Raw genomic sequence first — 25,468 nt, forward strand, 5'->3', positions numbered from 1 at the left:
TTAGGAACTATGGTAACAAAAGTAACTAGTAAAAAAGGAAAAATAGGTGTTCTGATTGAAGATCACTTTGACGAGTTTGAGTTCAAAACCTTCAATAATTTCTTTACTAGGAATGGATACGAGATAGAGTATATATCTCATCTTTGGAATCAAAAACAACTGACATTCAAGGGAAATGACTTAACACAAGAAGTGACAGTTACCGCAGAAGTGAACGATGTTGCTCCTCAAGATTATGCAGGCATTATTTTAATCGGTGGCTATGCGATGGATCGTCTCCGGTATGAAGAGTATTCTCAAGAGGGACAACCCAACCAAGCCCCAGCCGTCAAATTCCTTCGTAAAGCTGTCAAGGCGATGGATAACGATCAATTAACAATTGGAACTATTTGTCATAGCCTTTGGCTGTTCTGTGCAGCACCAGAATTATTGGAAAATCGTCAAGTTACCTGCGCTCATAATGTGATTGCCGATGTGCAGAATGCCGGAGGAATTATTGTTTTTGATGGCAATGGTACTAAAAGAGTACATACCGACGGCAATTTAATTACGGGAAAACACCCTGATGTAGTTAACGAATTTGTGATTGCTTATTTAGAGGCAATTAACAAGCAAGCATTGAATAAAGTTACCGCTTAAACCAATCTTTTATAAAGTTGCGCTTAATTTTCGCTCTGGCGAAATATCTTTCAAAAAACTCTCTGTACTTTGCGATAACCTTAGCGTTCAAAAGCGAAAATCCGGTGCAGCTTTACAAAGACATAGTTAACTGATTAATCATTGCAATGAGAGGAAAGCTCAAATGGCTATTATCACCACGATAGAAGATGAAATTCAATTTGCACCGCTAATAAATCAATACCAATTAGAACCAGGAAAAGCAAATCCTTTGGGGGCAACGCCAGACAAAGACGGAGTAAACTTTTCGATTTTCTCAGAAAACGCTACATCTGTTGAACTTTTGTTGTTTGAGCAGTATGATGACCCAGAACCATCACAAATCATTAAATTAAACCCCAGGCTGAATAAAACTTTCTACATCTGGCATATCTATGTAAGAGGGTTAAAACCCGGTATTTCCTATGGCTATCGAGTTGATGGGCCTAACGATTTACACAGAAGGGGACACCGCTTCAACAAAAATAAGGTACTGCTCGATCCTTACGCTAAAGGAATTAACAATTTTGTTTGGAACCGTGCTGACGCTTTGGGATCAAAAGACAACGTAAGTACCTCAATGCGTAGTGTAGTCATTGATATCTCTGATTATGATTGGCAAGGCGATCGCCCCCTCAATTACCCAATGAGTGATACCATCATTTATGAGGTACACGTTGGCGGATTTACTAAATCACCCTCATCAGGCTGTCAGCACAGTGGTACATTCTCGGCGATCGTTGAGAAAATCCCTTACTTACAAGAATTGGGAATCACAGCTGTTGAACTGCTGCCGATATTTGACTTTGATGAAAAGCAAACTCTGCGAGAAGTTAACGGTCAACCACTGAAAGATTACTGGGGATATAATCCGCATAGTTTCTTTGCCCCTGAAATCTCTTATTGTAGTTCTCCTTGTGAGGTCAGCCCAATTACAGAGTTTCGAGATATGGTTAAGGCCTTACACAAAGCAGGCATTGAGGTGATTTTAGATGTAGTCTTTAATCATACTGACGAAGGCAACCATGAAGGCCCAACCATCAATTTCAAAGGTTTTGATAATAGTGTCTACTATCACCTAGTCACATCTGACCAGCAATACTACATGGACTACTCTGGCTGTGGCAATACGGTCAACTGCAACCACCCTATGGTAGAGAAGTTGATTATAGATTGCTTGGAATTCTGGGTAAAAGAAATGCACGTTGATGGCTTTCGGTTTGATGAAGGATCTATCCTATCGCGTGGTCACGATGGAGTGGCACTAGTTCATCCGCCAGTAATATGGCACATTGAAACATCCGAATCCTTAGCTAACACCAAAATCATTGCTGAAGCATGGGATGCTGGCGGACTCTATCAAATTGGCTATTTTCCGGGTTATCGGTGGGCAGAATGGAACGGACGCTTCCGTGACGACATCCGGAGCTTTGTTAAAGGAGATCCAGGGCTAGTCGGGGCAGTCGCTACGCGCATTGCCGGAAGTGCTGATCTTTATCAAGAAACCGGACATCTACCGATTAATAGCGTTAATTTTATTACTTGCCACGATGGTTTCACCCTCAATGATTTGGTTTCATACAACTATAAGCACAATGAAGCTAATGGTGAGGGGAACCGTGATGGTATTGATGAAAATTTAAGTTGGAATTGTGGCTTTGAAGGAGAAACTGACAACCTCGAAATTGATACCTTACGTCGCCAACAAATTAAGAATTTCATAGCAATTTTGTTCCTTTCTCAAGGCGTACCGATGATTGTCGGTGGTGATGAAGCCAGACGGACACAAAAGGGTAACAACAACGCCTATTGCCAGGATAATGAAATTAGTTGGTTTGATTGGAATCTTGTGCAGAAGAACGCTGATATATTCAGGTTCTGCAAACGGATAATCGAATTCCGCAAATGTCATTGCAATCCTACCTTGCGTCGCCGTCATTTCTTCAGTGGCGAAGTTAATGAGCGGGGTCTAACAGACATTGCTTGGCACGGTACTAAGTTATTTAGCCCAGATTGGAACGATCCTAATTCCAGAGTACTGGCATTGACTATGGGGGGCTTTGATGGCAATGCAGATATTCACGTCATGCTCAATATGCACTGGGAAGAACTCCACTTTGAACTTCCCTTTCTACTAGATAGGGAATGGTACAAAGTTATCGACACTGCTGAGTCTACCCCTATGGATATTGTCGAACCAGGGAAAGAAACTATCGTTGCAGGTGACATTTGTCTTGTGAAAGGTCGTAGCGTGGTCGTTCTAGTTTCCAAATAAATTCAGGTAAGCAATTTTCACTGGAGCAATATTATGTCTCATCTAGGTTTTTCGTTTTCAGATACCATCGCTGGGTATGTTAGCAATTTTGACTCACACAAAGGTGATTTTGGCACTTTTGACCTCACAACTTCAGATGGTAGGAATTTTTCAGTTGCATTGACCTCAATGACTTCTGCTGAACTGGTGCGTAATCTAGAAGAACCTTATTACGATTGCACTGTGCAGATGAAATCAATGCTGGTGCCAAATCGCTATCTTTTCGCCTATGGTATTTTCTATCCAGAAGCAGACCAGTACAAGTTTGAAGCCAAACACATAGTCTTTCTGGGTCGGACAGAAAGTGAATACTTTTTTGAAAAGCCAAACTGGTGGGTTAACCAGATTCGCAGTCTTGCCAATTTCTATCTCAAATCGCAGTTTGATGACGGCGAAATTGATTATCGCAAATATCGTACCGATCTCAGCTTAGTTGGTGCTAAGGAAAAGACTAATCGTCAGGAAACTGATACTATCTCACGCCTAGTTTATGGTTTTGCTACAGCCTACATGATGACTGGCGATGACCGTTATCTAGAAGCGGCTGAAAAAGGGACTGAGTACCTGCGCCAACATATGCGTTTTCTGGATGAAGGCGAAGGGATTTGCTATTGGTATCATGCCATTGACGTTCAGGCAGATGGTAGTGAACAGAAAATATTTTCCTCAGAATTTGGGGATGATTATGACGCTATCCCCGCATACGAGCAGATTTATGCCCTGGCTGGCCCGACTCAAACTTATCGCATAACTGGCGATCGCCAAATTATGAATGATATTGAGTTGACAGTCAATCTGTTTAACCGTTATTTCCTCGATCAAACCGATAAAGGCGGGTTTTTCTCCCACATCGATCCGATTACCCTTAGTCCCTACAGTGAATCTTTGGGCCATAACCGCGCGAAAAAGAACTGGAATTCCGTGGGAGATCACGCCCCAGCTTATTTAATCAATCTTTGGCTAGCCACAGGTCAGGATGAATACGCCGATTTGCTGGAGTACACATTTGACACGATTGAAAAGCGGTTCCCAGATTTCGAGCATAGCCCCTTCGTTCAAGAACGTTTTTATCAAGACTGGAGCTATGATACAACCTGGGGATGGCAGCAGAATCGAGCAGTAGTAGGACACAACCTGAAAATTGCTTGGAACTTGATACGGATGCACCATCTCAGACCAAAAGAAAACTATGCCGCCCTAGCTGAAAAAATCGCCAAGATGATGCCAGCAGTTGGTAGCGACCAACAGCGTGGAGGGTGGTACGACGTAGTAGAACGTGTACTACAACCAGGAGAAGAAATATACCGCCATGTCTGGCACGATCGCAAAGCTTGGTGGCAGCAAGAACAGGCTATCTTAGCCTATCTGATCCTGGCTGGCTCCCTTGGTAATCAGGAATATCAAAGATTGGCCCGTGAATCAGCAGCTTTCTATAATAGTTTCTTCCTCGATACCGAAGTGGGAGGAGTTTACTTCAATGTTTTAGCCAATGGGCTTCCCTACCTCTTAGGCAAAACTGAGCGGGGTAAGGGTAGCCACTCAATGAGCGGTTATCACTCCTTTGAGTTGGCTTACTTGGCAACAGTTTATACTAATTTACTGGTGAATAAACAGCCGATGGATCTCTACTTCAAGCCGAAACCAGGCGGATTTAAGGATGACATTCTCAGAGTTGCCCCGGATATTTTGCCACCAGGCAGTGTACGGATTGGTGAAGTATGGATCGACGGGCGATCGCACTTTGACTTTGATGCCAACAGCCTAACAGTCAAACTGCCACCTTCTCAAAACGATCTCAAAGTTCGAGTTCGACTATTGCCTACTCAGGTGTCATTCAACGCCACTCTGTTAGAAGTAACTGGAGGTACTGCCAAAATTTCTTTAACTGGGGTACTAGATGCCAGTGCTGTACCAGGTTTTCAGGAAGAGTTAGAGAAAGTGAAAACCCAACCAGTCAAACAGCTGGTATTTCTACTACATAATTTAAAGTGCATATCCAGTGCTGGTGTAAGATCCCTGATTTTCGCTAAACAGAAGTTAGGCGCTGATGTGCATATTTATATAGTTGGTGCGCCTGAACACGTATTACATTTCCTCAAGATGAGTTCTTTCTGCGAAGGCATTACTGTATTAGAGCAGTATGAAGCTATCGAGATGGCCAACGTGTAATTGAACACAACCTAATTGAGGAAAATCAGTAGGCAGAGAACTTTTCCGTGTTCACGTAGCGTCTCTTTCAAGAGAAGACAGGGTGTAGGTGACAAATTCGCTTCTTGTTGGGTGTTATTAAAGGCTAATTAGTTAGCAAGGGTGTTGGGAGTAGGGTGTGGGGTGTAGGGAAGATCAAGAACAGTAAATATAAGTACGGACACAAATCAATCTCTGACTCACTAATTTTCTTTACTACACGCGATACCCGACACCCCACACCCAAAGCCTTATAAACAATGGGTTTGCCGTTAACTTAGTGCTATTCGATTCACGACCATCTTCAATACACCCTACACCCCACACCCAGCCTAAACAGAGAACTTTGTAATCTACTGAACATAACTCAGTGAAGAAGGAAATTATGACGAAACCCGTACTAATGACAATAGACGATGATCCGCAAGTTTTATGGGCGATCGAGCGTGATTTACGGCGAGAATACGGTGGTGACTATCGAGTGCTGCGAGCGGATTCAGGCGAAATGGCTCTGGAGTCTCTCAAACAGTTAAAATTGCGTAACGAGCCAGTGGCACTTTTGCTTGTAGACCAGCAGATGCCGGAAATGACTGGCTTGGAGTTCTTAGAACAAGCCATTGAACTTTTTCCGCAGGTAAAACGCACCTTACTTACAGCTTATGCAGACACAGAGGCGGCCATCAGAGCCATCAATAAAGCAAAAATTGATTATTATTTGATGAAGCCTTGGAATCCTCCGCAAGAGCGTTTGTACCCTGTGCTGAACGATTTACTTGAGGTTTGGCAGGCATCATTTTTGCCATCCTTTGACGGCATTCGCGTTGTTGGTCATAGATGGTCTTGCAAGTCCCATAAAATTAAAGATTTTTTGGCTTGCAATCACGTTCCTTACCAGTGGTTGGATATAGAGTCAGATGAAGCACGCTGCTTGCTTCAGTGTACTAATTATGATGCTATGCAGCTGCCAATAGTGTTATTTCTCGATGGTTCTCACCTGGCAGCACCAACAAATATCGAAATTGCAGAGAAAATCGGGTTAAAGACACGCCCCAAAATGCCTTTTTACGATTTAGTTGTCGTGGGGGCAGGCCCAGCTGGTCTAGCCGCAGGGGTCTATGGGGCATCCGAAGGACTACGCACTGTCTTAATTGAACGGCAAGCCCCAGGAGGACAAGCGGGTTCTAGTTCTCGAATTGAGAATTATCTCGGTTTCCCAACAGGGTTGAGCGGAACAGAACTCGCCAGACGAGCGATCGCCCAGACTCATAAGTTTGGCGCAGAGATTCTAGCACCGCAAGAAGTAACTAACGTGCGTGTAGACGGTCAGTATCGATTTGTAACCCTCTCAGATGGGTCAGAGTTAAGCTGCCACACACTGCTGATTGCATCTGGCGTATCCTATCGTCGGCTGGATGTACCTGGTATTGACAAGCTGATGGGTGCTGGGGTGTATTACGGAGCCGCAATCACTGAAGCATCTGCTTGCCAAGGTGAAAACGTCTTTATTGTCGGGGCAGGCAACTCGGCTGGACAAGCTGCCATGCACCTGTCGAAATACGCCCAGTCTGTAACGCTTGTGGTACGTGGAGAGTCACTTCATAAAACAATGTCCAAGTATTTAATCGATCAAATCGAAGAGACGAAGAATATTAACGTCAAGTTGTTGACCCAAGTTGTTAAAGCCTGGGGCGAAGATAAGCTTGAGGCGCTCACCTTGGTAAACTTACAAGATGAAATGGAAACTTTACCTGCTAGCGCTCTGTTCACCTTTATTGGTGCGCTGCCACATACCAAATGGTTGGATGGTATTTTAGAACGTGATGAGCGGGGATTCATTTTAACTGGGTCTGAATTAATCCGTGATGGCAAACGCCCCAAGGGATGGACACTAGCGCGCAATCCTTTTCTGCTGGAAACTAGTGTACCAGGTATTTTCGCCGCCGGTGACGTTCGCCACCAATCAGTGAAACGAGTTGGTTCCGCAGTCGGCGAAGGTGCGATCGCTGTTCAATTAATTCATCAATATCTTGCATCTTTGTAGAAAGAGTTGATACCAAATTGTAATCATACGTAGTATTTCTCCCTCTACCTCCCCTGCACCCCTTCCCCTACCTGCCAAAACTAATATTCTTGAACGCAACTTGGTATGAGGTCTTTCTATGCTTGAGAAGTTATGCGAAATTTCTTTATTCCAAGAACTGACTGAGGATCAGCTTCAAGGGTTGTCGAAAGGCACCGAAGTATGGTTAGAGCCTGGACAAACCCTTTTCCAGCAAGGAGATCCGCCAGAATATTTCTATGTCCTACTTGAAGGCGAAATACAGATTTTACTGGATCTTAGTAACCAACAGATAGTTCTAGATAGATTCAAAACCGGGATGTTCTTTGGTGAATTACCTATTCTTGCAGGTATGCACCATTTAGGAAGCGGCCAAGCAGTACATAGAAGCCACTTGTACTGCATACCAGAGGATGTTTTTTGGCAAATGCTCATGGCCCATCCATGTGTGAGAAAAAATGTCCTTGGTTGTATGGCAATTCGCGTCCAAGAGTTTCGGATGTTATCTCAACAACATGAAAAGCTGATTGCTTTGGGGACTCTAGCCGCAGGTCTAGCTCATGAATTGAATAACCCAGCATCAGCAGCACATCGAGCCGCTCTACAACTGCGCGATACGATGCAGGTTCTCCAGTCCCTCGCTCTGAGGTGCATCGACCAACGCCTGGCACCGACTCAACTAGAATACCTTTTGCAGCTAAAAAGCAATGCCATTGAGTATGCTGCAACCCCATTCTCTTCAGATCCCTTAGCTCAGATGGATGATGAAGATGAACTAGCGGGCTGGCTGGATGAACATGGTGTGAATGATGGGTGGAAATTCGCTGCTGTCTTGGTTGGCGCAGGGATTAAAACTGAACAGTTACAAGCAATCGGTGACCAGATTGCCAGCCATACACTCACCGATATGCTGTCTTGGCTAGAAGCAACCCTGACTGTATCAAGTGTATTAAACGTGCTTGAGCAAGCTATTGAGCGCGTATACGATTTAGTCAAGGCTGTCAAGGCTTACTCATACATGGATCAGTCTGCGCTACAGAATGTAGATTTGCATCAAGGTCTTGAAAACACATTGACAATTTTGAGCCATAAGCTCAAAAAGCACCGTGTCAAAGTCATACGCGAGTACTATCCTGAACTACCAACCATTCAGGCTAACGGGAGTGCGCTCAATCAAGTATGGACGAACCTGATTGACAACGCGATCGATGCCTTGAGCGAGGGAGGCACAATTTGGGTGCGGACATTGTTGGAGAAAGATTCTGTTCTAGTAGAAATTGCAGATAACGGATCAGGAATTCCCCCTGAGATTCAAGGCCGCATCTTTGAGCCGTTCTTCACAACAAAAAAAGTTGGTGTTGGGACAGGGCTAGGTCTGGAGATTTCTTATCGAATTGTGGTGGGTCAGCATAACGGAGACATTCGTTGCTTTTCAGAGCCAGGGAACACCAGCCTTCATGTTCGTTTACCTATTGCTGGAATCAAATTTACTTAAAGATACTGGTTTAATTAACATGAATTCTGGCTCCTGAATACTTACCACAATTTTGTGTTTATCTAATCAAAAAAAGGAAGTTTACTATCATGAATTCAGCCGTAGAAATCACTGGGGGTAAGAGCCGTAAGCCAGTCTATTTAGATAAAAATCTTCTGATTATTTTTGGCATTACTTTGATGGGTGTTTTAGGAGTTTCTAGTATTAATCCGGTTTTTCCAAAGATAGCGAAAGAACTGAATGTATCACCTCAAGAAATTGGGCTACTAATCACAGTATTTACTTTTCCTAGTATTGTATTAACGCCTATTCTTGGTGTGCTTGCAGATCGATTTGGTAGAAAAAAAATACTTGTTCCCTCGCTCATGCTATTTGGGATTGCCGGAGTAGGATGCGGGTTTGCTCATGATTTCAACTTATTATTAGTATTACGTTTTCTCCAAGGAATTGGTGCGGCTTCCTTAAACTCCCTCAATGTAACCCTGATTGGCGATATTTATTCAGGTAAAGAGCGCACCAATGCTATGGGTTATAACGCCAGTGTAGGTAGTATAGGTACGGCAAGTTATCCCACGATTGGTGGAGCGATCGCTGTATTAGGGTGGCATTATCCGTTTATGCTTCCCGTATTGGCCATTCCTATAGGACTGCTTGTGTTATTCTCGCTCAAAAGTCCTGAACCGAAAAGTCAGCAGAAGTTTACAGAGTATCTCAGAAATGCGCTAGGCAATTTTAAGAATCGGCAATTTGTTGGGCTTTTTGTGAGTACGGTTGCAACTTTCATGCTCCTTTATGGTGCTTATATAACTTATATCCCAATTCTCATCAGCAATTCATTTAATGTGTCAGCTTTGATTATTGGCATTATTCTCTCAAGTATGTCTGCCACAATTACGCTCACTTCATCACAATTTGGAAGGTTGGCAAGGAAATTTTCAAAAAGAGATTTAATCAAAATTTCATTTCTTCTCTTTGCTGTAGCTCTAGTCATAGTTCCCTTGATTCACAGCCTTTGGCTATTATTAATCCCTACAATGATTTTTGGACTAGGCCTTGGCATTGGCTTTCCTAGTATTCAAACTCTGTTAGCAGAGTTGACCCCCAGAGAATATTTAGCTGCGGTTATGTCAATCAACGGGACATTTCTAGGATTTGGGCAAACTTTGGGGCCTCTATTAATGGGGGCAGTTTTTGGTATCTGGGGAATCAGTAGTGTTTTTTATGCAGGTGCAATTTTTGCAATTGCCACGTTTTTAATATTTAGGCGTTGCAATTGTATGGAGTCAACTACTCCCACCTAAGGCTACTAAATACAATTTCAATATAAGGACAAAGTATTTATGACAATCACATCCAAAATCTCAGCCTTGACTGGCAGTACCTCACCAAAATCTCTCAAAGGTTTGCTTTCAAGAGTATTTGATCAGGAACCGAATAATTCTTTCGATCAGAGCCAATTGATCCCATGTAATATCAGAAATGTAAATGGCAAGATTGAAAATAATGACGTTGACTTTTTTAAATTTTCACATCTTCAAGCTGGAAATCTCTTTATTGCACAGGTAAAATCAAACACATTTGATCCACTTCTGGGATGGGTTAACGACTCTGGTAATATCCAAGTGAACGATGACCAATCTGACAGAAGTGTTCTACCCGTAATCACAGGAATAGTACCAGCTAGTGGGAATCTAGATTTGGCCGTGAGTGGTTTAAGGGATATTAACCTTACAGGTAACCATTTTGAATCGGGTCAATATACACTTTCATTAAAGACCTTTACTTTACCTACTTCTCCTACCAATTCAACACTCCTGAACGGTGGTTTTGAAACTGGTAATTTTGCTGGCTGGACAACATTAGGTGAATCTAGTATTCAGACATCAGCATTTGGGAGTAGTCCCACCGAGGGTGGTTTTGAGGCTTTGTTGTCAACTGGAGGAGCCACATTTGCTGACTCCATTTTAGAAGAATTTTTAGGGTTAGATTCTGGAAGCCTCGATCAGATTGCTAAACAAAGTACTGGTATTAATGAAGCTACTGAAGGTTCCGCTATTCAACAAACATTCACGGCAAAGGCTGGAGACATCTTAAGTTTCGATTGGAATTTCCTTCATAATATTGATATTCCGCAACTTCCAGGCATTTTTAATGATTTCGCTTTCGTCTCTATCGATTCTGTATCGGCTTTGGCTAACGCGACATCCTCATTATTAATGACTTCTAGAACACCATTTAGCCAAGAAAGTGGCTTTCAAACTTTTTCTTTTACAATACCAACCACCGGACAATACTCTTTAGGAATCGGAGTTGTAGATGTGGGCGATCGCACTGTTGATTCTGGATTATTAGTTGACAATGTGACTCTCACCTCTGGAAACAATTTGGTGATTTAGGCGTAGGTTGGAACGCAAGCAGAGAGCGAAAAACGCGCAGGTTTTCCTTACACAATGAGAGATAAAATAGCAATGTTAAGTAGAAGACACTTTATAGCAGCGAGTGCTGGGTTGGGAGCAGGACTTCTCATTCCTACGATGTTCCAATCAAAGAGAACTTATGCCGCCTCGCCACCAATAACTAAATTTACCGAGCTTTTGCCGACTCCGTTTGCGGGTTCACCACCAAGTATATTAGCGATCGCCCCAAGTACACACTCATTCCACAGCAGTTTAGGGGCAGGAGCCACATGGGGCTACGGTGGTGCTTCTTACCTCGGTCCTACTATCGAGGTCACACGTGGGGTACCGCTTAAGCTCACCGTGGCTAATAACGTGGGAAATCACCCTCTGATGGTGGGGCTTGACACAACATTGCATGGTGTACTTGCCTCCGATGCCACCAACCCACGAATGTCGTTGCACTTGCACGGCAGCAACACCGAACCACAAAGTGACGGTTACCCAACAGACACGTTTACACCGGGACAGACCTACGTATACAACTTCAACAGCAATCAAGAAGCATCGACATTGTGGTATCACGACCATGCGCTCGGTATCACTGGGTTGAACGTTCTGGCCGGGCTTGCTGGAGTCTACTTAATCAGAGACATCGACGATCCCATAGGTGGTAATGGGCCACTCAATCTCCCCTCTGGCGCTCCTTATGAGATACCTCTGGTGTTACAAGACCGGGAATTTAACGCCGATGGCTCGATATTCCATCCCCCTGGCTGGGAATCGGAGTTGATTGGTGATGTTGCTACTGTCAATGGCAAAGCATGGCCAAACCTTAATGTTGACCGCACTTTGTACCGATTCCGGATTGTCAATGGCTCAAGTGACCGAACCTACAACCTCAAGCTATCGCCGAAACAGCCAATCATTCAAATTGGTACTGATGGGGGAATGCTCAACGCTCCAGTGCCATTGTCCAGCCTGCTGCTCTCTCCAGGCGAGCGGGCTGATGTATTGATTGACTTCTCTAAGAATCTACCAGGAGAAAAAATCGTCGTCCAAAATGATGCTGTGTCACCGTTTCCGTTTGGTCGGGGCAGCTTCTTTCCAAAACCACTTCTGCCAGAAATCATGCAGTTCACGGTAAACGCGGGTGCTGCTGCTCCTAAAGTCATTCCTCAGAAACTACGACTGCATAAACCATTAATCAAGCCGATTGCTATTCCACCCGTGCGGCAGCGATTCTTGACACTAGTGGAAACCATAGTTGAAAACAAGCTGATGGTGGTGTTACAAAACTACGTCTACTGGGATGAGGCCGAGCAATATCCAGAACTAAGGGAACGCCCCAAGGTAGACACTGTGGAGCAATGGAACATTATTAATCTGCAACCAGTTGCCCACCCAATGCACCTGCATCTAGTCTTTTTCCAGATTCTCAATCGGCAAAAGATTGATACGGCTCAGTATCTGAGGGCATACTTTGCTACTGGCCCTCGTAAAGTACGTATGCACCACGCACCACCGGGTGGGTCAACAGTACCAGCTAGCTACCCACCACCTGACCCTACACCATTTGCGATCGGTCCTGCAAGACCACCTGCACGGAACGAGGCAGGCTGGAAAGATACGGTGTTAGTCTACCCAGGCGAAGTCACCCGCCTTATCATCCCCTTCGGTGCCCAAGCCGCGCCGAACTTGCCCTTTGGCAACTCGTTTACTGGGCGCTACGTTTGGCACTGCCACATGATCAGTCACGAGGACAACGAGATGATGCTGCCCTACGAGGTGGTGACGTAGGCTGGCACTTCAAGATACTAGGGCGTGTTTTCAAACTCCAGTAGATCGAAAACTTTTATAAGTTGACGAAATAATCAGGGTTTCAGCCGACGTTTTGGGGTTGACGATCGCGATCGCTTGCACTGCACTCTTAACCCACCAACAATGCCCGTTCCTTGAAAAGCAGACTCCAACAGGATTCCGGCAGACTATGTTCCTAAACTCAAATGAACGGCTCTTCAGGCTTCTGGAAAACTTTTCGATCTACTGATAGTACCTCGATTCCAGCCCAATTCTATTTCTGCAAGTCTCTGCCCTCCTAGACCTAAACCCTGTACTGTTGACGCTAGAAATTTGCGTTTTGCAGCTCCTTTTAATTGAGATGCTGTTTGTTTCAATAGTTGTTTCAGTGAAGAAGTTAATACTATAGACACCCCTGCTGCACCCGAAATTTCAATTATTATTACTGAATTTACTACAAAAAGGGAGAAAGCGGCAGCCATCAGCTACCGCTTTCTCCCTCTCCTACAATGATTATCATTATCTTTTGCTGGGATGTTTTATTTTTTGGAAGTCCCTTAACTCGACACCAATGGACTCCATCCCATTCGTGCAGAAGCAAGCATTAAAAGCTGTAGCAATTACCCCGTAAACCTTAGAGCTTTTCTTAGTGCTATTCGTCCCTAACCTTTTGTTATCGAAAGCAGCGACTAATTAAGTTTCGCCTTAACTTTCGGATTTTAATTGGACAAAATTATTCAAAATTGGAAAACTCAATATTACAGACCTCAATTCATTAAAACCATGATCAAGACAGTTTTCCACAACCCACTCAAGTTTTATTTTACGGCAATCGCATTACTCTATTAACCATATCAAGTGCAGTTAATTAATATTCATTTAGGCAGTACTTGAGACTACCAGTAATAACAAGCTAAATTAACAAAACTTAACTTCAAAAGCCTGTTACTCCATATTGAAACAGACTTGAGATTACTCCCAACTCAAATAAAAGAATGCTTTATGGTGAAAGATACAATAGTCAAAAAATCCTCTCTTACAAAACCTCCGGTTCACCAATTGACCATTCTGACAATCGCTACAACTTTTTTAGTTGGCGGAGTTACAACCTATATGCTCTGGCGGTTTCAGTCATCTCAAGCTGGTGTTACCCAAACAGTAAAAGTTAACAATATACCCGAAGTCAAGACAGTAACTGCTTTGGGGCGTTTAGATCCTGGCGGTGAAGTCATTCAAGTTTCTGCTCCTACTTCATCTGAGGGTAGCCGAGTTGAACAATTACTTGTCAAAGAAGGTGATTCGGTAAAAACAGGTCAAGTAATTGCCATTTTGGATAGCCGCGCTCGTCTTCAAGCTGCTTTAGCAGAAGCCCAACAACAGGTACGAATAGCGCAAGCCGAACTTGCTAGCATTAAAGCAGGCGCAAAACTTGGAGAAATTGAGGCACAGCGCGCACAAATCGCTCGTCTGGAAGTCGAGCGGCGCAATAACATAGAAGCCCAAACTGCTACGGTAGGTCGGCTGGAAGCTGAATTCAGGAATGCTCAGGTCGAAAATCAGCGCTATCAGATGCTCAATCAGGAAGGAGCTATCTCTGCATCACTTAAGGATAGCAAACGTCTTAATTTTGAAACTGCTCAAGAGCAATTGCAGGAAGCCAGAGCAAATTTAAAGCGCATTCAATCAGGACAAAAACAACAACTCAATGAAGCCAAAGCCACGCTGAAACAAATTGCTGAAGTACGTCCAGTAGATGTCGAGGTTGCAGCCGCAAAAGTTAGTAGTGCTAAGGTTGCAGTTCAAAAAGCCCAGACAGATTTAGAACAGGCTTACGTAAAAGCGCTACAGACAGGAAGAGTGCTTAAAATTCACACTTATCCCAGTGAACGGGTTTCTGATAAAGGAATTATAGAGTTCGGCAAAACAGGACAGATGTATGCGGTTGCTGAAGTTTACCAAAGTGATATCAGCAAAGTTCATCCAGGCCAACGAGCCAAAGTGGTCAGTGATTCTCTACCAGAACAACTGCAAGGGACGGTAGAGCGGATTGGTTTAAGTGTAGTTCGGCAAAACGTGATTCATGCCGACCCAGCCGCCAACACTGATGCTCGTGTGATTGAGGTTTGGGTGCGTCTCGATCCCGTATCAAGTAAGAAAGTAGCACAGCTAACGAATCTTCAAGTGACGGTGGTGATTGATATATGAAAGGTTTAATCCAACAATTACAACAGCGAACACCTCTAGGATGGTTGCAACTGAATCATGAAAAAAGCCGTCTGTTCGTGGCACTGTCGGGCATTGCTTTTGCAGATATACTGATGTTCATGCAACTCGGTTTTATGAATGCGCTGTTTGATACCAGCGTTTTGCTCCACCGCAAATTAAAGGCTGATGCTGTACTAATCAGCCCTCAAGCCCGCGACTTAGCAAATATAGGCACTATTCCCCGGCGGCGGCTTTATCAAGCAATGGATGTGCCTGGAGTGAAATCAGCCCAGCCTTTGTATATCAACTTCATAGATTGGAAGAATCCCCAAACCCAGCGCAAGACCTCTATGCTGGTAGTAGGTATAAATCCAGAGCGTGTTACTGTTGATTTGCCAGAGGTTAACCAGAATTTAAAAAGTATCAAATTGTCAGATACGGTTTTATTTGACCGCACATCTAGAGGAGACTACAAAGAGATTATTGCCAAAATTGAACAGGGTAAAACTGTCAAGACTGAAATTGAGCGACGTACTGTTACTATTAGTGGACTGTTTCAAGTTGGTGCTTCCTTCTCTACCGATGGCACTTTGATTACCAGCGATCAGAGCTTTTTGCGGTTATTTCCTCAACGACAGGCTGGGGCGGTTAGTTTGGGATTGATTCAGTTCAAACCAGATAATGATCCAGTACAAGTTACAGCTGCATTAAAAGCTTACTTGCCTAAAGATGTTCAAGTGCTAACACTTGAAGAATTTATTGACTCTGCAAAAGATTACGAAGCCAAAAATAGACCGATTGGTTTTATCTTTGGACTCGGAACTGTAGTCGGGTTTATAGTTGGTATCGTGATTGTTTATCAGGTTCTTTCCACTGATGTAAATGCCCACATCAAGGAATATGCAACATTTAAAGCAATGGGTTATCGTACTTTTTACTTGTTAGGAGTCGTATTTGAAGAGGCGTTGATTCTGGCAGTATTGGGATTTATACCTGGTGCATCAATTGCTATAGGACTTTATCATTTGGTTCGTAATGCCACTAACTTGCCATTATCTATGCCGTTGTTAAGAGGAGTATTTGTACTGCTACTAACATTAGTCATGTGTACTATTTCAGGAGCGATCGCTACCCGTAAACTTCAATCTGCTGACCCTGCTGACATGTTTTAGGTATACACCATGTTTAATAAGCCAGTCATTTCCATCCACAATCTCGATCACTTCTTTGGTCAAGGTCAACTCCGCAAACAAGTCTTATTCGACATCAATTTAGAAATTCATGCGGGCGAAATTGTGATTATGACCGGGCCTTCTGGTTCTGGTAAAACTACACTGCTCACCTTAGCTGGTGGATTGCGCTCTGCTCAATCAGGAAGTCTACAGGTTTTAGGAAAAGAATTGTGTCATGCCAGTCCAGCAGAATTGGTACAGGTGCGACGTAACAACGGCTATATTTTCCAAGCTCACAATCTCCATGGTAGTCTAACGGCACTCCAGAACGTCAAAATGGGCTTAGAATTGCACAAAAATATTTCTTCAAAACGAATGCAACGGCGAGCAGCACAAATGCTGGAGCAGGTAGGATTAGAGCATCGGATAAATTACTATCCTGACGATCTTTCAGGTGGGCAAAAGCAACGAGTTGCGATCGCCCGTGCTTTGGTAAGCCATCCTAAAATTGTTCTAGCTGACGAACCAACTGCTGCCCTCGATAGTAAATCTGGTCGAGATGTCGTTAACCTCATGCAGCAGCTAGCAAAGGAACAAAGCTGTACTATCCTCATTGTTACCCACGACAACCGAATTTTGGATGTTGCAGATCGGATTGTCCAAATGGAAGACGGCAAACTAGTAAATAACTCAACGCAGATATCAAATATTGAAATGTCTCACCGTTGAAGATCACTCACAAAAAAGTAACTCTAAATGACTTCTAAAATTATGATCGCAGAATTTGATGATTTCCATGTCCTAACTACGCTTTATCAAGATATTCTCAAAGCGACTATCCCCTTCATTTTTTTTACTACTAAGGTAGCTCAGGTTGAAACTCACAAAAATATTGATCTAGAAGTGAATGATTCTCAAATTCAGTCGTGTAATTTAAGAAAATTATTGGCATTAATTGCTACCAAACTCGAAAAACAGACTCTCCTGAAACAAGATTTTGAGGCTTACGCTCAACAAGTTTTAGAGCCATTACCTATTAATACTGCTAACAGGACAACTCAGCAGTCAAATTATCAGTCTGTTCTCTTGCTCAAAGAAGTCTTTGACTTTATTGAAGCAAATTATAATCAACCAATTACCCTTGACGATGTAGCACAAGTAGTTGGTTACTCTCCAGCTTATCTTACTAACTTGGTACGACTACAAACTGGTAAAAGTCTTTACCGATGGATTACTCATCGACGGATGGCAGAAGCATACCTTTTGTTATTAGAAACAGACCAAAATTTAAATCAAATATCTCTGAGCTTAGGTTATCAAAATACAACTACCTTCTGTCGTCAATTTCGCCAGATAAATGGCAAAACACCTCATGTTTGGAGAACAATATGCCGCCGTTATCTTAGTCCAAAAGCAATTAATGCTAAACAATTAATATCTCAATCAAAAGAATGGTTATTGCATTATAAATTTCAGGCAATTTAAGCGGTATCACGTATATTTTATGAAATTGCAATGTATAAAATTCAATTTTTACAATGGCTGCAATCTTTACTTTCAGCCATTTTTTGTTTTTAAAGCATAGACATAAACTTACGTTCTTTAATTTTTGAAATAAAAATATACTGTTATGTTTAATGAAATCAAAATAATTGTTCAATTAATCAAAAAAATGATTATTGCAACTATCCTTTAAGACACTATAAACTTGAACTGTGAAAAGAAAACACTTGACTTTCTCCTAGAACAACACACTTAAGACGTAAACAGTTGCTGCATAACTTTTAATGCTTTGCTTTTTAATCGCAAGCATTCGCAATCAAAAAAACAGAATTTACGTTCTTATTCCAATACATTAATCCGCAACAAATCTAGTCAATTGAAAACTCAAGAGATCATGAAAAAAAACAAACATTTTGACACTATTATTCTCGGAGCAGGGATTGCTGGAACAACCCTGGCTAGTATTTTAGCTAAAAATGGTTTTAGCGTATTGCTACTCGAAAAAGGTACTCATCCTCGGTTTGCAATTGGTGAAGCCATGTTGCCTGAAAGTGCATTGTGGATGTGGATTGTTGCAGAACGTTTTGGTATACCAGAACTTAAAAATTTAACTCAAGTTGAAACAATCCAGCAATACGTATCATCCGGTTGCGGCGTAAAACGTTTACTTGGGTTTGTTTACCATAAACAAGGCGAGAAACAAAATCCAGATGAAGCACATCAACTGATTTCGCCATCTTCTTCTTTGATATCTGAAAGCCACCTCTTCCGCCCAGATGTTGACCATTACATGTTGAAAGTAGCTATCAATTATGGCGTTGAATATCATGACTTGACTGAAGTACAAGACATTGACTTTCAAGAAGATGGCGTACAAGTACGAATCAAAGATGGAGAAGAATATTCTGCTCGCTTTTTAGTCGATGGCTCCGGTTTCCGTTCTCTAGTAGCTGAAAAATTCAATCTCCGCGAAAACCCAACTCGTTTAAGAACCAACACTCGCGGTATCTTTACCCATGTAGCTAATTTACCAGGCTATGATGATTGTATACCCCAAGAAGACTTGCCAGGACAAAGTTGTAAATGGCAAGAAGGAACATTACATCATGTCTTTGATGGGGGCTGGATATGGGTCATTCCCTTTGACAATCACAGTCTTTCGGAAAGCTCTCTGTGCAGTGTTGGCTTAATGCTCAATGGCTATAAGTATCCGAAAAAAGACATAGACCCAGAACAAGAATTCTACAGTATTATCGAGCAGTTCCCAAGCATTGCTAAACATCTTAAAGACCTGAAACCAGTACGTAAATGGGTCAGTACTGATAGGATTCAATACTCATCTACAGATGCGGTAGGACATCGTTATGCTCTGTTGAGCCATTCTTATGGTTTTATTGATCCTTTATACTCAAGAGGTTTTATCAGCACCTTTGAAACTGTTCATTCTCTAGCAGGTCGATTATTAGAGGCGTTAAAAGATGATGACTTCAGTGTTGAGCGCTTTACCCATGTAGAAAAATTGCTAGCAACAAAAATTGATCACAACGACCAGATACTTTATAACACTTTCCGTTCAATGTCGCACTTTCCACTATGGAATGCAATGACTCAACTTTGGTTAGCTTACCTAATTCTTAGTGATGTCTATCTGTTCCGTAGTTGCTTAAAATCTATAGCTAGTAGTAGTTCATCACCTTTTATAGAGCTTGACCAAGAAGAGCCTTATCCTATGGCTAAAGCTCCCTTTGCTGAGACTTTCCAAACTGTTTTAGATAGTTACGAAGTGTTATTAGATAAGGTTGATGCAGGAGAAATTCCTGTAGAAGAAGCTGCTAATCAGATGCTCTCTCTTCTCAAGCAATCTGATATGTTACCGCAATCAGTTTACCCTTGGGGAAATCCTCAAGCACGACATGTTGATTTCCGTGCGTATCCAGAACCAATCAAACCATTAGTTTCTTCAGGTGCAGATGATATTCCCTTAGCCTTGCTTAAAGAGTTTTTTGATATTAAAGTACCACAACCTGTATAGACGGGTTAGAAAAGTCTCTCCAATATTTGGAGAGACTACAGAGAGGACAAATAATGTGCAATGTGTTTTAAAGAATTGAGACAACAGCAACACAAATAAAAGAGATTACTATGCTATTGCAATCAAGACCTTCTACCCCAACAATAAATACTCCACTTCCAGGCCCGCGTGGTTTACCCATCATTGGGAACTTGCCAATCATGGGTAAATATCCATATCAAACATTCACTCATCTAGCAAAACAGTACGGCAATGTCTTTCAAATACGTATTTTTTCTCAAACTATTGTTGTACTCAATGGACTTGAAACAATTAAAGAGGCTTTATTAAAACAACAAGGGGATTTTGCTGGTAGACCAAACTTTTACACTCTCAAGAATGCAGTTAGAGGTAGGGCTATTGGTGGTAGGGATTATGGTTTGCTATGGAAAAGGCATCGGGAAATTACTACTAACGCTCTGCATAAATTCGTTACAAGTAAAGTAAGCTCCATTGAACAGCAAGTGATGGAGGAAGCAGCTGAATTAGTAAATATTCTCTTGAGCTATCAAGGTCAACCTTTCAATCCCGAGATAGAGGTAAATCTCTCCGTTGCGAATGTTATGCTTCAGATTTTGTTTGGAGAAAAATGCAGTCGTGACGATCAAGATTTTATTGCCTTTGTCAAATTAGCTGAGGATTTTCCGCAAAATACTGCGGGTACTTTATTAGCTGATTTTATACCACAGACTCGTATATTTTTTGAAAATTTTGGACAAGGGTTATCAAAGTGGCATAACGCGCTGAATACGCTGGAAAGATTAGTTTTAAAGAAGTTAAAAGAGTATCGAGACTCATACGACCCCGAAAATCTTAGAAGTATGGTAGATGCGCTCATTAAAGCCACTAATGAGTTAGATGAGTTCGACAAGCAAACCTTGGGTCTTACCGAAAAGGTGATTGTGGAAGGAACACCGCAAGAAATGATGGGTACAGGATTACTACCTATTGCGCCCCTAATTCGTTGGGCAATGTTATATATGATTGCTGACCCAGATATTCAGACGAAAGTCCACCAAGAACTAGATACAGTAGTGGGTAGAGACCGACAAGTATGCATGGCCGATCGCAAAAAATTGCCATTTACAGAAGCTTGCATTCATGAAATGCTACGACATGCTCATTCCTTCCCTCTGGCTCTCCCAAGCGCTACTACAATTGATACCACTATCAATGGTCACTTCATTCCCAAAGATACGCCTGTGTTCGTTAATCTTTATAGCTTGACCCGTGATGAGCGTTTTTGGCATGAGCCTGAAAAATTCAACCCATATCGATTTCTCACTGATACAGGAGAAGTTAGAGAAGATTTGCTAGATAAATATTACCCATTTGGAATTGGAAAACGTCGCTGTTTCGGAGAGTATTTAGGACGGCTTGAGCTATTCACTTTTATTGCTAGTTTAATGCAGAAATGCAGCTTTGAAAAAGCTCCAGGAGAAAAATTGAATTTTGAAGGTACAGCAGGAGCTATTTTAATGCCGGAGAGTTTTCAAATTATCATCAAGCCGCGTATTTAATTAAGAGCGATCGCAAATCACAATCAAAAACAGCAAACAATATTTAGAGGTAAGTTATGACCCTTCATCCCCCAGAACCATTTCGGATCAAGATGGTTGAGCCGATCAAACTACTCGATCGTAATACCCGTGAGGCAGCTATACGCCGAGCTAATTACAATCTCTTTGGTCTGCGTTCAGAGGAAATATTCATTGATTTGTTTACAGACTCTGGCACTAGTGCAATGAGTCAAGCACAGTGGGCAGCAATGCTTGAAGGTGATGAAGCTTATGCTGGCGCTCGTTCGTATTATCGATTAGCAGAAGTCATTCAAGACATATTCGGCTTTCCCTACTTTTTACCTACTCACCAAGGTCGAGCAGCAGAAAACATTTTGAGCGCTTGTTTGGTGAAACCAGGTCAGTATGTTCCTTCTAACATGCACTTTGATACTACCTATGCCAATATCCGCGCTCGTGGGGGACTTCCTACTAACCTAGTTATTGAAGAGGCCCATCATACTGGTTCATATCACCCCTTTAAAGGGAATATGGATATTGAAAAGCTACGTGACTTTATCAATAGAGTAGGAGCAGACAAAATTCCCTTTGGTATGATCACAGTCACCAATAACGCTGGAGGTGGTCAACCCGTTTCTCTAGAAAACCTACGAAGAGTTTCCCAAACTTATAAAGAGTTTGGTATACCGTTTTTCATTGATGCTTGTCGCTTTGCAGAAAATGCTTATTTTATTAAGCTACGAGAGCCTGGTTATGCAGATAAAACTCCTCTGGAAATTAGCCAAGAAATGTTTGCTCTAGCCGATGGCATTACCATGAGTGCCAAAAAGGATGGCATGGTCAATATTGGTGGCTTTATAACCATGAGAGATGAGGTGCTATTTGAACAAGCACGTAATGAATTAATTCTCCGTGAGGGATTCCCCACTTATGGCGGGTTAGCTGGCCGGGATTTAGATGCTATGGCCATTGGATTGCGTGAAGTACTTCAAGAAGAATATCTAGCTTATCGTTTGGGGCAAACAGCTTATCTAGCAGCGCGTCTACGAGAATTAGGGATTCCCATCATTGAGCCGCCAGGCGCACATGCAGTATACGTAGATGCTGGATTGTTATTGTCTCATATCCCTCAAGAACAATTTCCTGCTCAAGCCTTAACAGTAGAACTCTATTTAGAAGGTGGAATTCGAACAGTAGAAATAGGCTCACTGACTTTTGGTCATCTTGATCCAGATACCAACAAAATGGTGTATCCCAAATTGGAACTAGTTCGTCTAGCACTTCCTAGAAGGGTATATACACAAAGTCATTTAGACTATGTGGCTGAAATATTTGGTAAAACTGCTGCACGCTGCAATCAAATTCCTGGATATCAACTAAACTACGCGCCTAAATTGTTGCGTCAATTTACAGCCCAGCTTGAACCTATTAAAGCAGATAATCACTTATCAAAAACATTGACAGAGTTATCAATACTCTCGGTTTAAGCGCAACTTGTGAACTTTCTTGAAAAAGATTCTTCCTAGCACAAAACATAAAGCTGAACAAGAACTGTTTTGAATAAAAGAGGTAGAAATGGAAGAAAACATTATTATTGTTGGAGCAGGGCTTGTAGGTTCTCTGCTCTCTGTATACCTAGCACGCGCTGGCTTTAAAGTTAGTGTATATGAACGAAATTCAGATCCACGCCAAGTTAATCTGCAATCAGATCGATCTATCAATATAACCTTGTCTGAACGGGGTTTCCACGCATTAGATGCTGTGGGTGCAGGTGACATGGTACGCAGGCTTTGCATTCCTGTCTATGGCAGAATTATTCATGCCCAAAATGGTGAGCTAAATTATCAGCCTTACGGTAACAATAGAGAAGCTATTTATTCTATCGGACGCGAAGACTTAAGTAAGGCGCTTCTCTGTTTTGCCCAACAGCATGAAAACATTGAATTTCATTTCAACCAAAAATGTAGTGACATTGATTTACCAACTGCTACCTTAAAATTCCAAAATTCAAAAACAGGAGAAGTCAATCAAGTTCATGCAGATAGGATTTTTGCTGCTGATGGAGCTTATTCTTCTGTTAGGCACAAGATGCAGCGATTAAAACGTTTCAATTATTCCCAAGAATATTTTGAGCAGGGATATAAAGAAATTATCATTCCTCCCTCCAGTGATGGCGATTGGGCATTAGATAAAAACGCCATACATATCTGGCCACGAGATGATTACATGCTTATTGGGTTTCCTAATTTAGATAGAAGTTTTACGTTATCATTACACTTGCCTTATGAAGGTGAAATTTCTCATAAGTCTTCTGCATCTCCCGATTCTCTGCGCTATCTTTTCAAAAAGTATTTTCCTGATATCTGGTCGCTAGTAGAACCCAACTTAGTGAATTACATTGATAAACCAGTGGAAGCAATGATTACTATTAAATGTTTTCCTTGGAGTTATCAAGATAAAGTAATACTAGTTGGTGATTCTTGCCATGCTATTTTTCCTTCATACGGTCAAGGAGCTAATGCCGGCTTTGAAGATTGCCAGTTACTTACTAATTGCATTCATAAACATTTAGGAGACTGGCAATCAATTTTTCAAGAATATGAGATTATGCGTAAACCAAATATGGATGCTCTCGCTGATCTTTGCGTAGAACACTTTACTGTTTTAAGAAAAATGGTAGGAGATCCCAAATTTCTAGAACTCAATAAAATTGAGAGAAAAATCCAAGAAAATAATCCAGAGTATGCATCCCTTTACTACAATGTTTCTTTCACTTGTATGCCATATCTAGAAGCTTTAAAAGCAGAGCGTAAACATCAGGAAATAGTTGAGAAGATTGTCGAAGCAAACATGGTTTTAGAGATGTCGGTCTAGAATATTTACTTGAAAGTAATTATTCACTCAATTAAAGTGAACAGCAGTCTAGTAAATAAAGGTTTAAGTCAATGATTATAGTCATGAAAACAGGAACTCCTGAGCTAGAAATTCAACAAATTAGCCAAGAATTAGAAAGATGGAAGATTAAACCAGAAAAAACTGTAGGCAACCACAAAGTTATAATTGCATTAATCGGTGATACGGCAGATATCAATCCTCAATACATTCAACAACTCAGTCCTTTTATTGAGGAAGTATTGCGGGTGAAACAGCCCTTTAAACGGGTTAGTCGAGAATTTCGCTATGGAGAACCTACTGAAGTATTAGTATCCACACTGAATGGAGCAGTTAGTTTTAGCGAAAATCATTCTATAGTTACAATAGCTGGGCCTTGCTCAGTAGAGAACGAAGAAATGATTGTACAAACAGCTAGGCGAGTTAAAGCTGCTGGAGCTAAGTTTTTGCGGGGAGGAGCATATAAACCGCGTACATCTCCCTATGCTTTTCAAGGATATGGTGAGAGTGCTTTAAATTTGTTAGCAACCGCTCGCCAGGAAACAGGTTTGGGAATCGTGACAGAAGTCATGGATACAGCCGATCTTGAGAAAGTAGCTCAGATTGCTGATATTGTCCAAATCGGCGCTCGCAATATGCATAATTTCTCGTTGTTAAAGAAAGTAGGTAGTATAAACAAACCTATTTTGCTCAAGCGAGGGATGTCTGCCACGATTGAAGAGTGGTTGATGGCAGCTGAATACATTTTGGCAGCAGGCAATCCGAATGTAATTTTGTGCGAACGGGGAATTCGGAGCTTTGATCGGCAGTATGCCAGGAATACGCTTGATTTGAGTGCTATACCAGTATTGCGATCGCTAACTCACTTACCGATTATGATCGACCCTAGCCACGGTACTGGTAGATCAGAATATGTACCAGCGATGGCATTAGCTGCGATCGCAGCTGGTGCAGATGCTTTAATGATTGAGGTTCACCCTAACCCATCGAAAGCCCTTTCTGATGGGCCTCAATCTCTAACACCAGATCAATATGAGAAGTTAATGCAAGAAATGGCTGTGATTGGTCAAGCTGTTAATCGTTGGGAACCAAAATTTGCCACATCGACAGTATCTTCCCTTTCATCAAACTATCAATCTGCAAAACAACTTTGTAATAGCACCATCACTGTCATGACTTCTCACAACTAGTTTTAAA

At 42.0% G+C, this 25,468-nt stretch carries 18 protein-coding genes and 1 pseudogene; 17 read left to right on the plus strand and 2 right to left on the minus strand.

All coding sequences use genetic code 11. From position 1 onward, the window contains the following. The first annotated feature begins 9 nt into the window (after positions 1-9). The 7 genes from RMY00_RS19410 (at position 10) to RMY00_RS19440 (ending at position 11,108) form a co-directional block, all read left to right on the plus strand. Positions 10-639 (plus strand): DJ-1/PfpI family protein, encoded by a 630-nt coding sequence (locus tag RMY00_RS19410; protein WP_322649094.1) that lies wholly within the window; start codon positions 10-12, stop codon positions 637-639. Positions 640-802: 163 nt separating this feature from the next. Beyond that, a complete protein-coding gene (glgX, locus tag RMY00_RS19415) occupies positions 803-2,932 on the plus strand; it encodes a glycogen debranching protein GlgX (protein ID WP_322649095.1) in 2,130 nt (709 codons plus the stop codon). Positions 2,933-2,965: 33 nt separating this feature from the next. Then, positions 2,966-5,140, plus strand: coding sequence for an AGE family epimerase/isomerase (locus tag RMY00_RS19420; protein WP_322649096.1), 2,175 nt, complete (start codon positions 2,966-2,968; stop codon positions 5,138-5,140). Positions 5,141-5,543: 403 nt separating this feature from the next. Next, positions 5,544-7,199, plus strand: coding sequence for an FAD-dependent oxidoreductase (locus tag RMY00_RS19425; RefSeq protein ID WP_322649097.1), 1,656 nt, complete (start codon positions 5,544-5,546; stop codon positions 7,197-7,199). Positions 7,200-7,317: 118 nt separating this feature from the next. After that, entirely contained in the window at positions 7,318-8,712 is a 1,395-nt protein-coding gene (locus RMY00_RS19430) for an ATP-binding protein (RefSeq protein ID WP_322649098.1), read from the plus strand. Positions 8,713-8,801: 89 nt separating this feature from the next. After that, a complete protein-coding gene (locus RMY00_RS19435) occupies positions 8,802-10,013 on the plus strand; it encodes an MFS transporter (RefSeq protein WP_322649099.1) in 1,212 nt (403 codons plus the stop codon). A 39-nt stretch (positions 10,014-10,052) separates the two neighbouring features. Beyond that, positions 10,053-11,108: a hypothetical protein gene (locus RMY00_RS19440; protein ID WP_322649100.1), complete on the plus strand. Its 1,056-nt coding sequence runs from the start codon at positions 10,053-10,055 to the stop codon at positions 11,106-11,108. A 158-nt stretch (positions 11,109-11,266) separates the two neighbouring features. Here RMY00_RS19440 and RMY00_RS19445 read toward each other — a convergent pair whose 3' ends face one another. After that, positions 11,267-11,398 carry a hypothetical protein gene (locus tag RMY00_RS19445; RefSeq protein WP_322649101.1) on the minus strand — a complete coding sequence of 44 codons (132 nt, stop codon included), beginning with the start codon at positions 11,396-11,398 and terminating at the stop codon, positions 11,267-11,269. Positions 11,399-11,561: 163 nt separating this feature from the next. Between RMY00_RS19445 and RMY00_RS19450 the strand changes: the two genes are divergently transcribed. Next, positions 11,562-12,908, plus strand: a complete 1,347-nt coding sequence (locus tag RMY00_RS19450) for a multicopper oxidase family protein (RefSeq protein WP_322649102.1) — start codon at positions 11,562-11,564, stop codon at positions 12,906-12,908. A 242-nt stretch (positions 12,909-13,150) separates the two neighbouring features. Here the strand turns inward: RMY00_RS19450 and RMY00_RS19455 are convergent. After that, positions 13,151-13,315: pseudogene (locus RMY00_RS19455) on the minus strand (ISAzo13 family transposase); the annotation flags it as partial. Between the two features lie 595 nt (positions 13,316-13,910). On the opposite strand from RMY00_RS19455, the gene RMY00_RS19460 reads away from it, so the two are divergent. From RMY00_RS19460 to aroF, 9 genes are all read left to right on the plus strand, one after another. Beyond that, on the plus strand, positions 13,911-15,113 hold the full coding sequence (locus tag RMY00_RS19460; RefSeq protein ID WP_322649103.1) for an ABC exporter membrane fusion protein: 1,203 nt from the start codon (positions 13,911-13,913) through the stop codon (positions 15,111-15,113). Further along, a complete protein-coding gene (devC, locus tag RMY00_RS19465; protein WP_322649104.1) occupies positions 15,110-16,285 on the plus strand; it encodes an ABC transporter permease DevC in 1,176 nt (391 codons plus the stop codon). The genes RMY00_RS19460 and devC overlap by 4 nt, the downstream gene beginning before the upstream one ends. Before the next feature lie 9 nt (positions 16,286-16,294). After that, entirely contained in the window at positions 16,295-17,014 is a 720-nt protein-coding gene (locus tag RMY00_RS19470; protein ID WP_322649105.1) for a DevA family ABC transporter ATP-binding protein, read from the plus strand. A gap of 27 nt (positions 17,015-17,041) precedes the next feature. Further along, entirely contained in the window at positions 17,042-17,770 is a 729-nt protein-coding gene (locus RMY00_RS19475) for an AraC family transcriptional regulator (RefSeq protein WP_322649106.1), read from the plus strand. Positions 17,771-18,182: 412 nt separating this feature from the next. After that, positions 18,183-19,820, plus strand: coding sequence for an NAD(P)/FAD-dependent oxidoreductase (locus tag RMY00_RS19480; protein ID WP_322649107.1), 1,638 nt, complete (start codon positions 18,183-18,185; stop codon positions 19,818-19,820). Between the two features lie 110 nt (positions 19,821-19,930). Continuing rightward, a complete protein-coding gene (locus tag RMY00_RS19485; RefSeq protein WP_322649108.1) occupies positions 19,931-21,379 on the plus strand; it encodes a cytochrome P450 in 1,449 nt (482 codons plus the stop codon). A 56-nt stretch (positions 21,380-21,435) separates the two neighbouring features. Then, a complete protein-coding gene (locus tag RMY00_RS19490; protein ID WP_322649109.1) occupies positions 21,436-22,866 on the plus strand; it encodes a tryptophanase in 1,431 nt (476 codons plus the stop codon). 88 nt (positions 22,867-22,954) lie between these two features. Beyond that, positions 22,955-24,253: an NAD(P)/FAD-dependent oxidoreductase gene (locus tag RMY00_RS19495; protein WP_322649110.1), complete on the plus strand. Its 1,299-nt coding sequence runs from the start codon at positions 22,955-22,957 to the stop codon at positions 24,251-24,253. 71 nt (positions 24,254-24,324) lie between these two features. Then, the gene (aroF, locus tag RMY00_RS19500; RefSeq protein ID WP_322649111.1) at positions 24,325-25,461 is read left to right on the plus strand and encodes a 3-deoxy-7-phosphoheptulonate synthase; all 1,137 of its coding nucleotides are present in this window, start codon (positions 24,325-24,327) and stop codon (positions 25,459-25,461) included. Positions 25,462-25,468 lie beyond the last annotated feature (7 nt).

Origin of the sequence: Nostoc sp. ChiVER01 (genome assembly GCF_034531155.1) — a bacterium.
In the GTDB taxonomy this organism is placed as follows: Bacteria; Cyanobacteriota; Cyanobacteriia; order Cyanobacteriales; family Nostocaceae; genus Nostoc.

Coding starts and splice junctions, on each gene's coding strand:
- RMY00_RS19495 (WP_322649110.1), top strand. CDS start 22,955: ATGGAAGAAAACATTATTATTGTTGGAGCAGGGCTTGTAGGTTCTCTG.
- RMY00_RS19480 (WP_322649107.1), top strand. CDS start 18,183: ATGAAAAAAAACAAACATTTTGACACTATTATTCTCGGAGCAGGGATT.
- RMY00_RS19450 (WP_322649102.1), top strand. CDS start 11,562: ATGTCGTTGCACTTGCACGGCAGCAACACCGAACCACAAAGTGACGGT.
- RMY00_RS19425 (WP_322649097.1), top strand. CDS start 5,544: ATGACGAAACCCGTACTAATGACAATAGACGATGATCCGCAAGTTTTA.
- RMY00_RS19490 (WP_322649109.1), top strand. CDS start 21,436: ATGACCCTTCATCCCCCAGAACCATTTCGGATCAAGATGGTTGAGCCG.
- RMY00_RS19430 (WP_322649098.1), top strand. CDS start 7,318: ATGCTTGAGAAGTTATGCGAAATTTCTTTATTCCAAGAACTGACTGAG.
- RMY00_RS19410 (WP_322649094.1), top strand. CDS start 10: ATGGTAACAAAAGTAACTAGTAAAAAAGGAAAAATAGGTGTTCTGATT.
- RMY00_RS19460 (WP_322649103.1), top strand. CDS start 13,911: ATGGTGAAAGATACAATAGTCAAAAAATCCTCTCTTACAAAACCTCCG.
- RMY00_RS19470 (WP_322649105.1), top strand. CDS start 16,295: ATGTTTAATAAGCCAGTCATTTCCATCCACAATCTCGATCACTTCTTT.
- devC (WP_322649104.1), top strand. CDS start 15,110: ATGAAAGGTTTAATCCAACAATTACAACAGCGAACACCTCTAGGATGG.
- RMY00_RS19485 (WP_322649108.1), top strand. CDS start 19,931: ATGCTATTGCAATCAAGACCTTCTACCCCAACAATAAATACTCCACTT.
- RMY00_RS19435 (WP_322649099.1), top strand. CDS start 8,802: ATGAATTCAGCCGTAGAAATCACTGGGGGTAAGAGCCGTAAGCCAGTC.
- glgX (WP_322649095.1), top strand. CDS start 803: ATGGCTATTATCACCACGATAGAAGATGAAATTCAATTTGCACCGCTA.
- aroF (WP_322649111.1), top strand. CDS start 24,325: ATGATTATAGTCATGAAAACAGGAACTCCTGAGCTAGAAATTCAACAA.
- RMY00_RS19420 (WP_322649096.1), top strand. CDS start 2,966: ATGTCTCATCTAGGTTTTTCGTTTTCAGATACCATCGCTGGGTATGTT.
- RMY00_RS19440 (WP_322649100.1), top strand. CDS start 10,053: ATGACAATCACATCCAAAATCTCAGCCTTGACTGGCAGTACCTCACCA.
- RMY00_RS19475 (WP_322649106.1), top strand. CDS start 17,042: ATGACTTCTAAAATTATGATCGCAGAATTTGATGATTTCCATGTCCTA.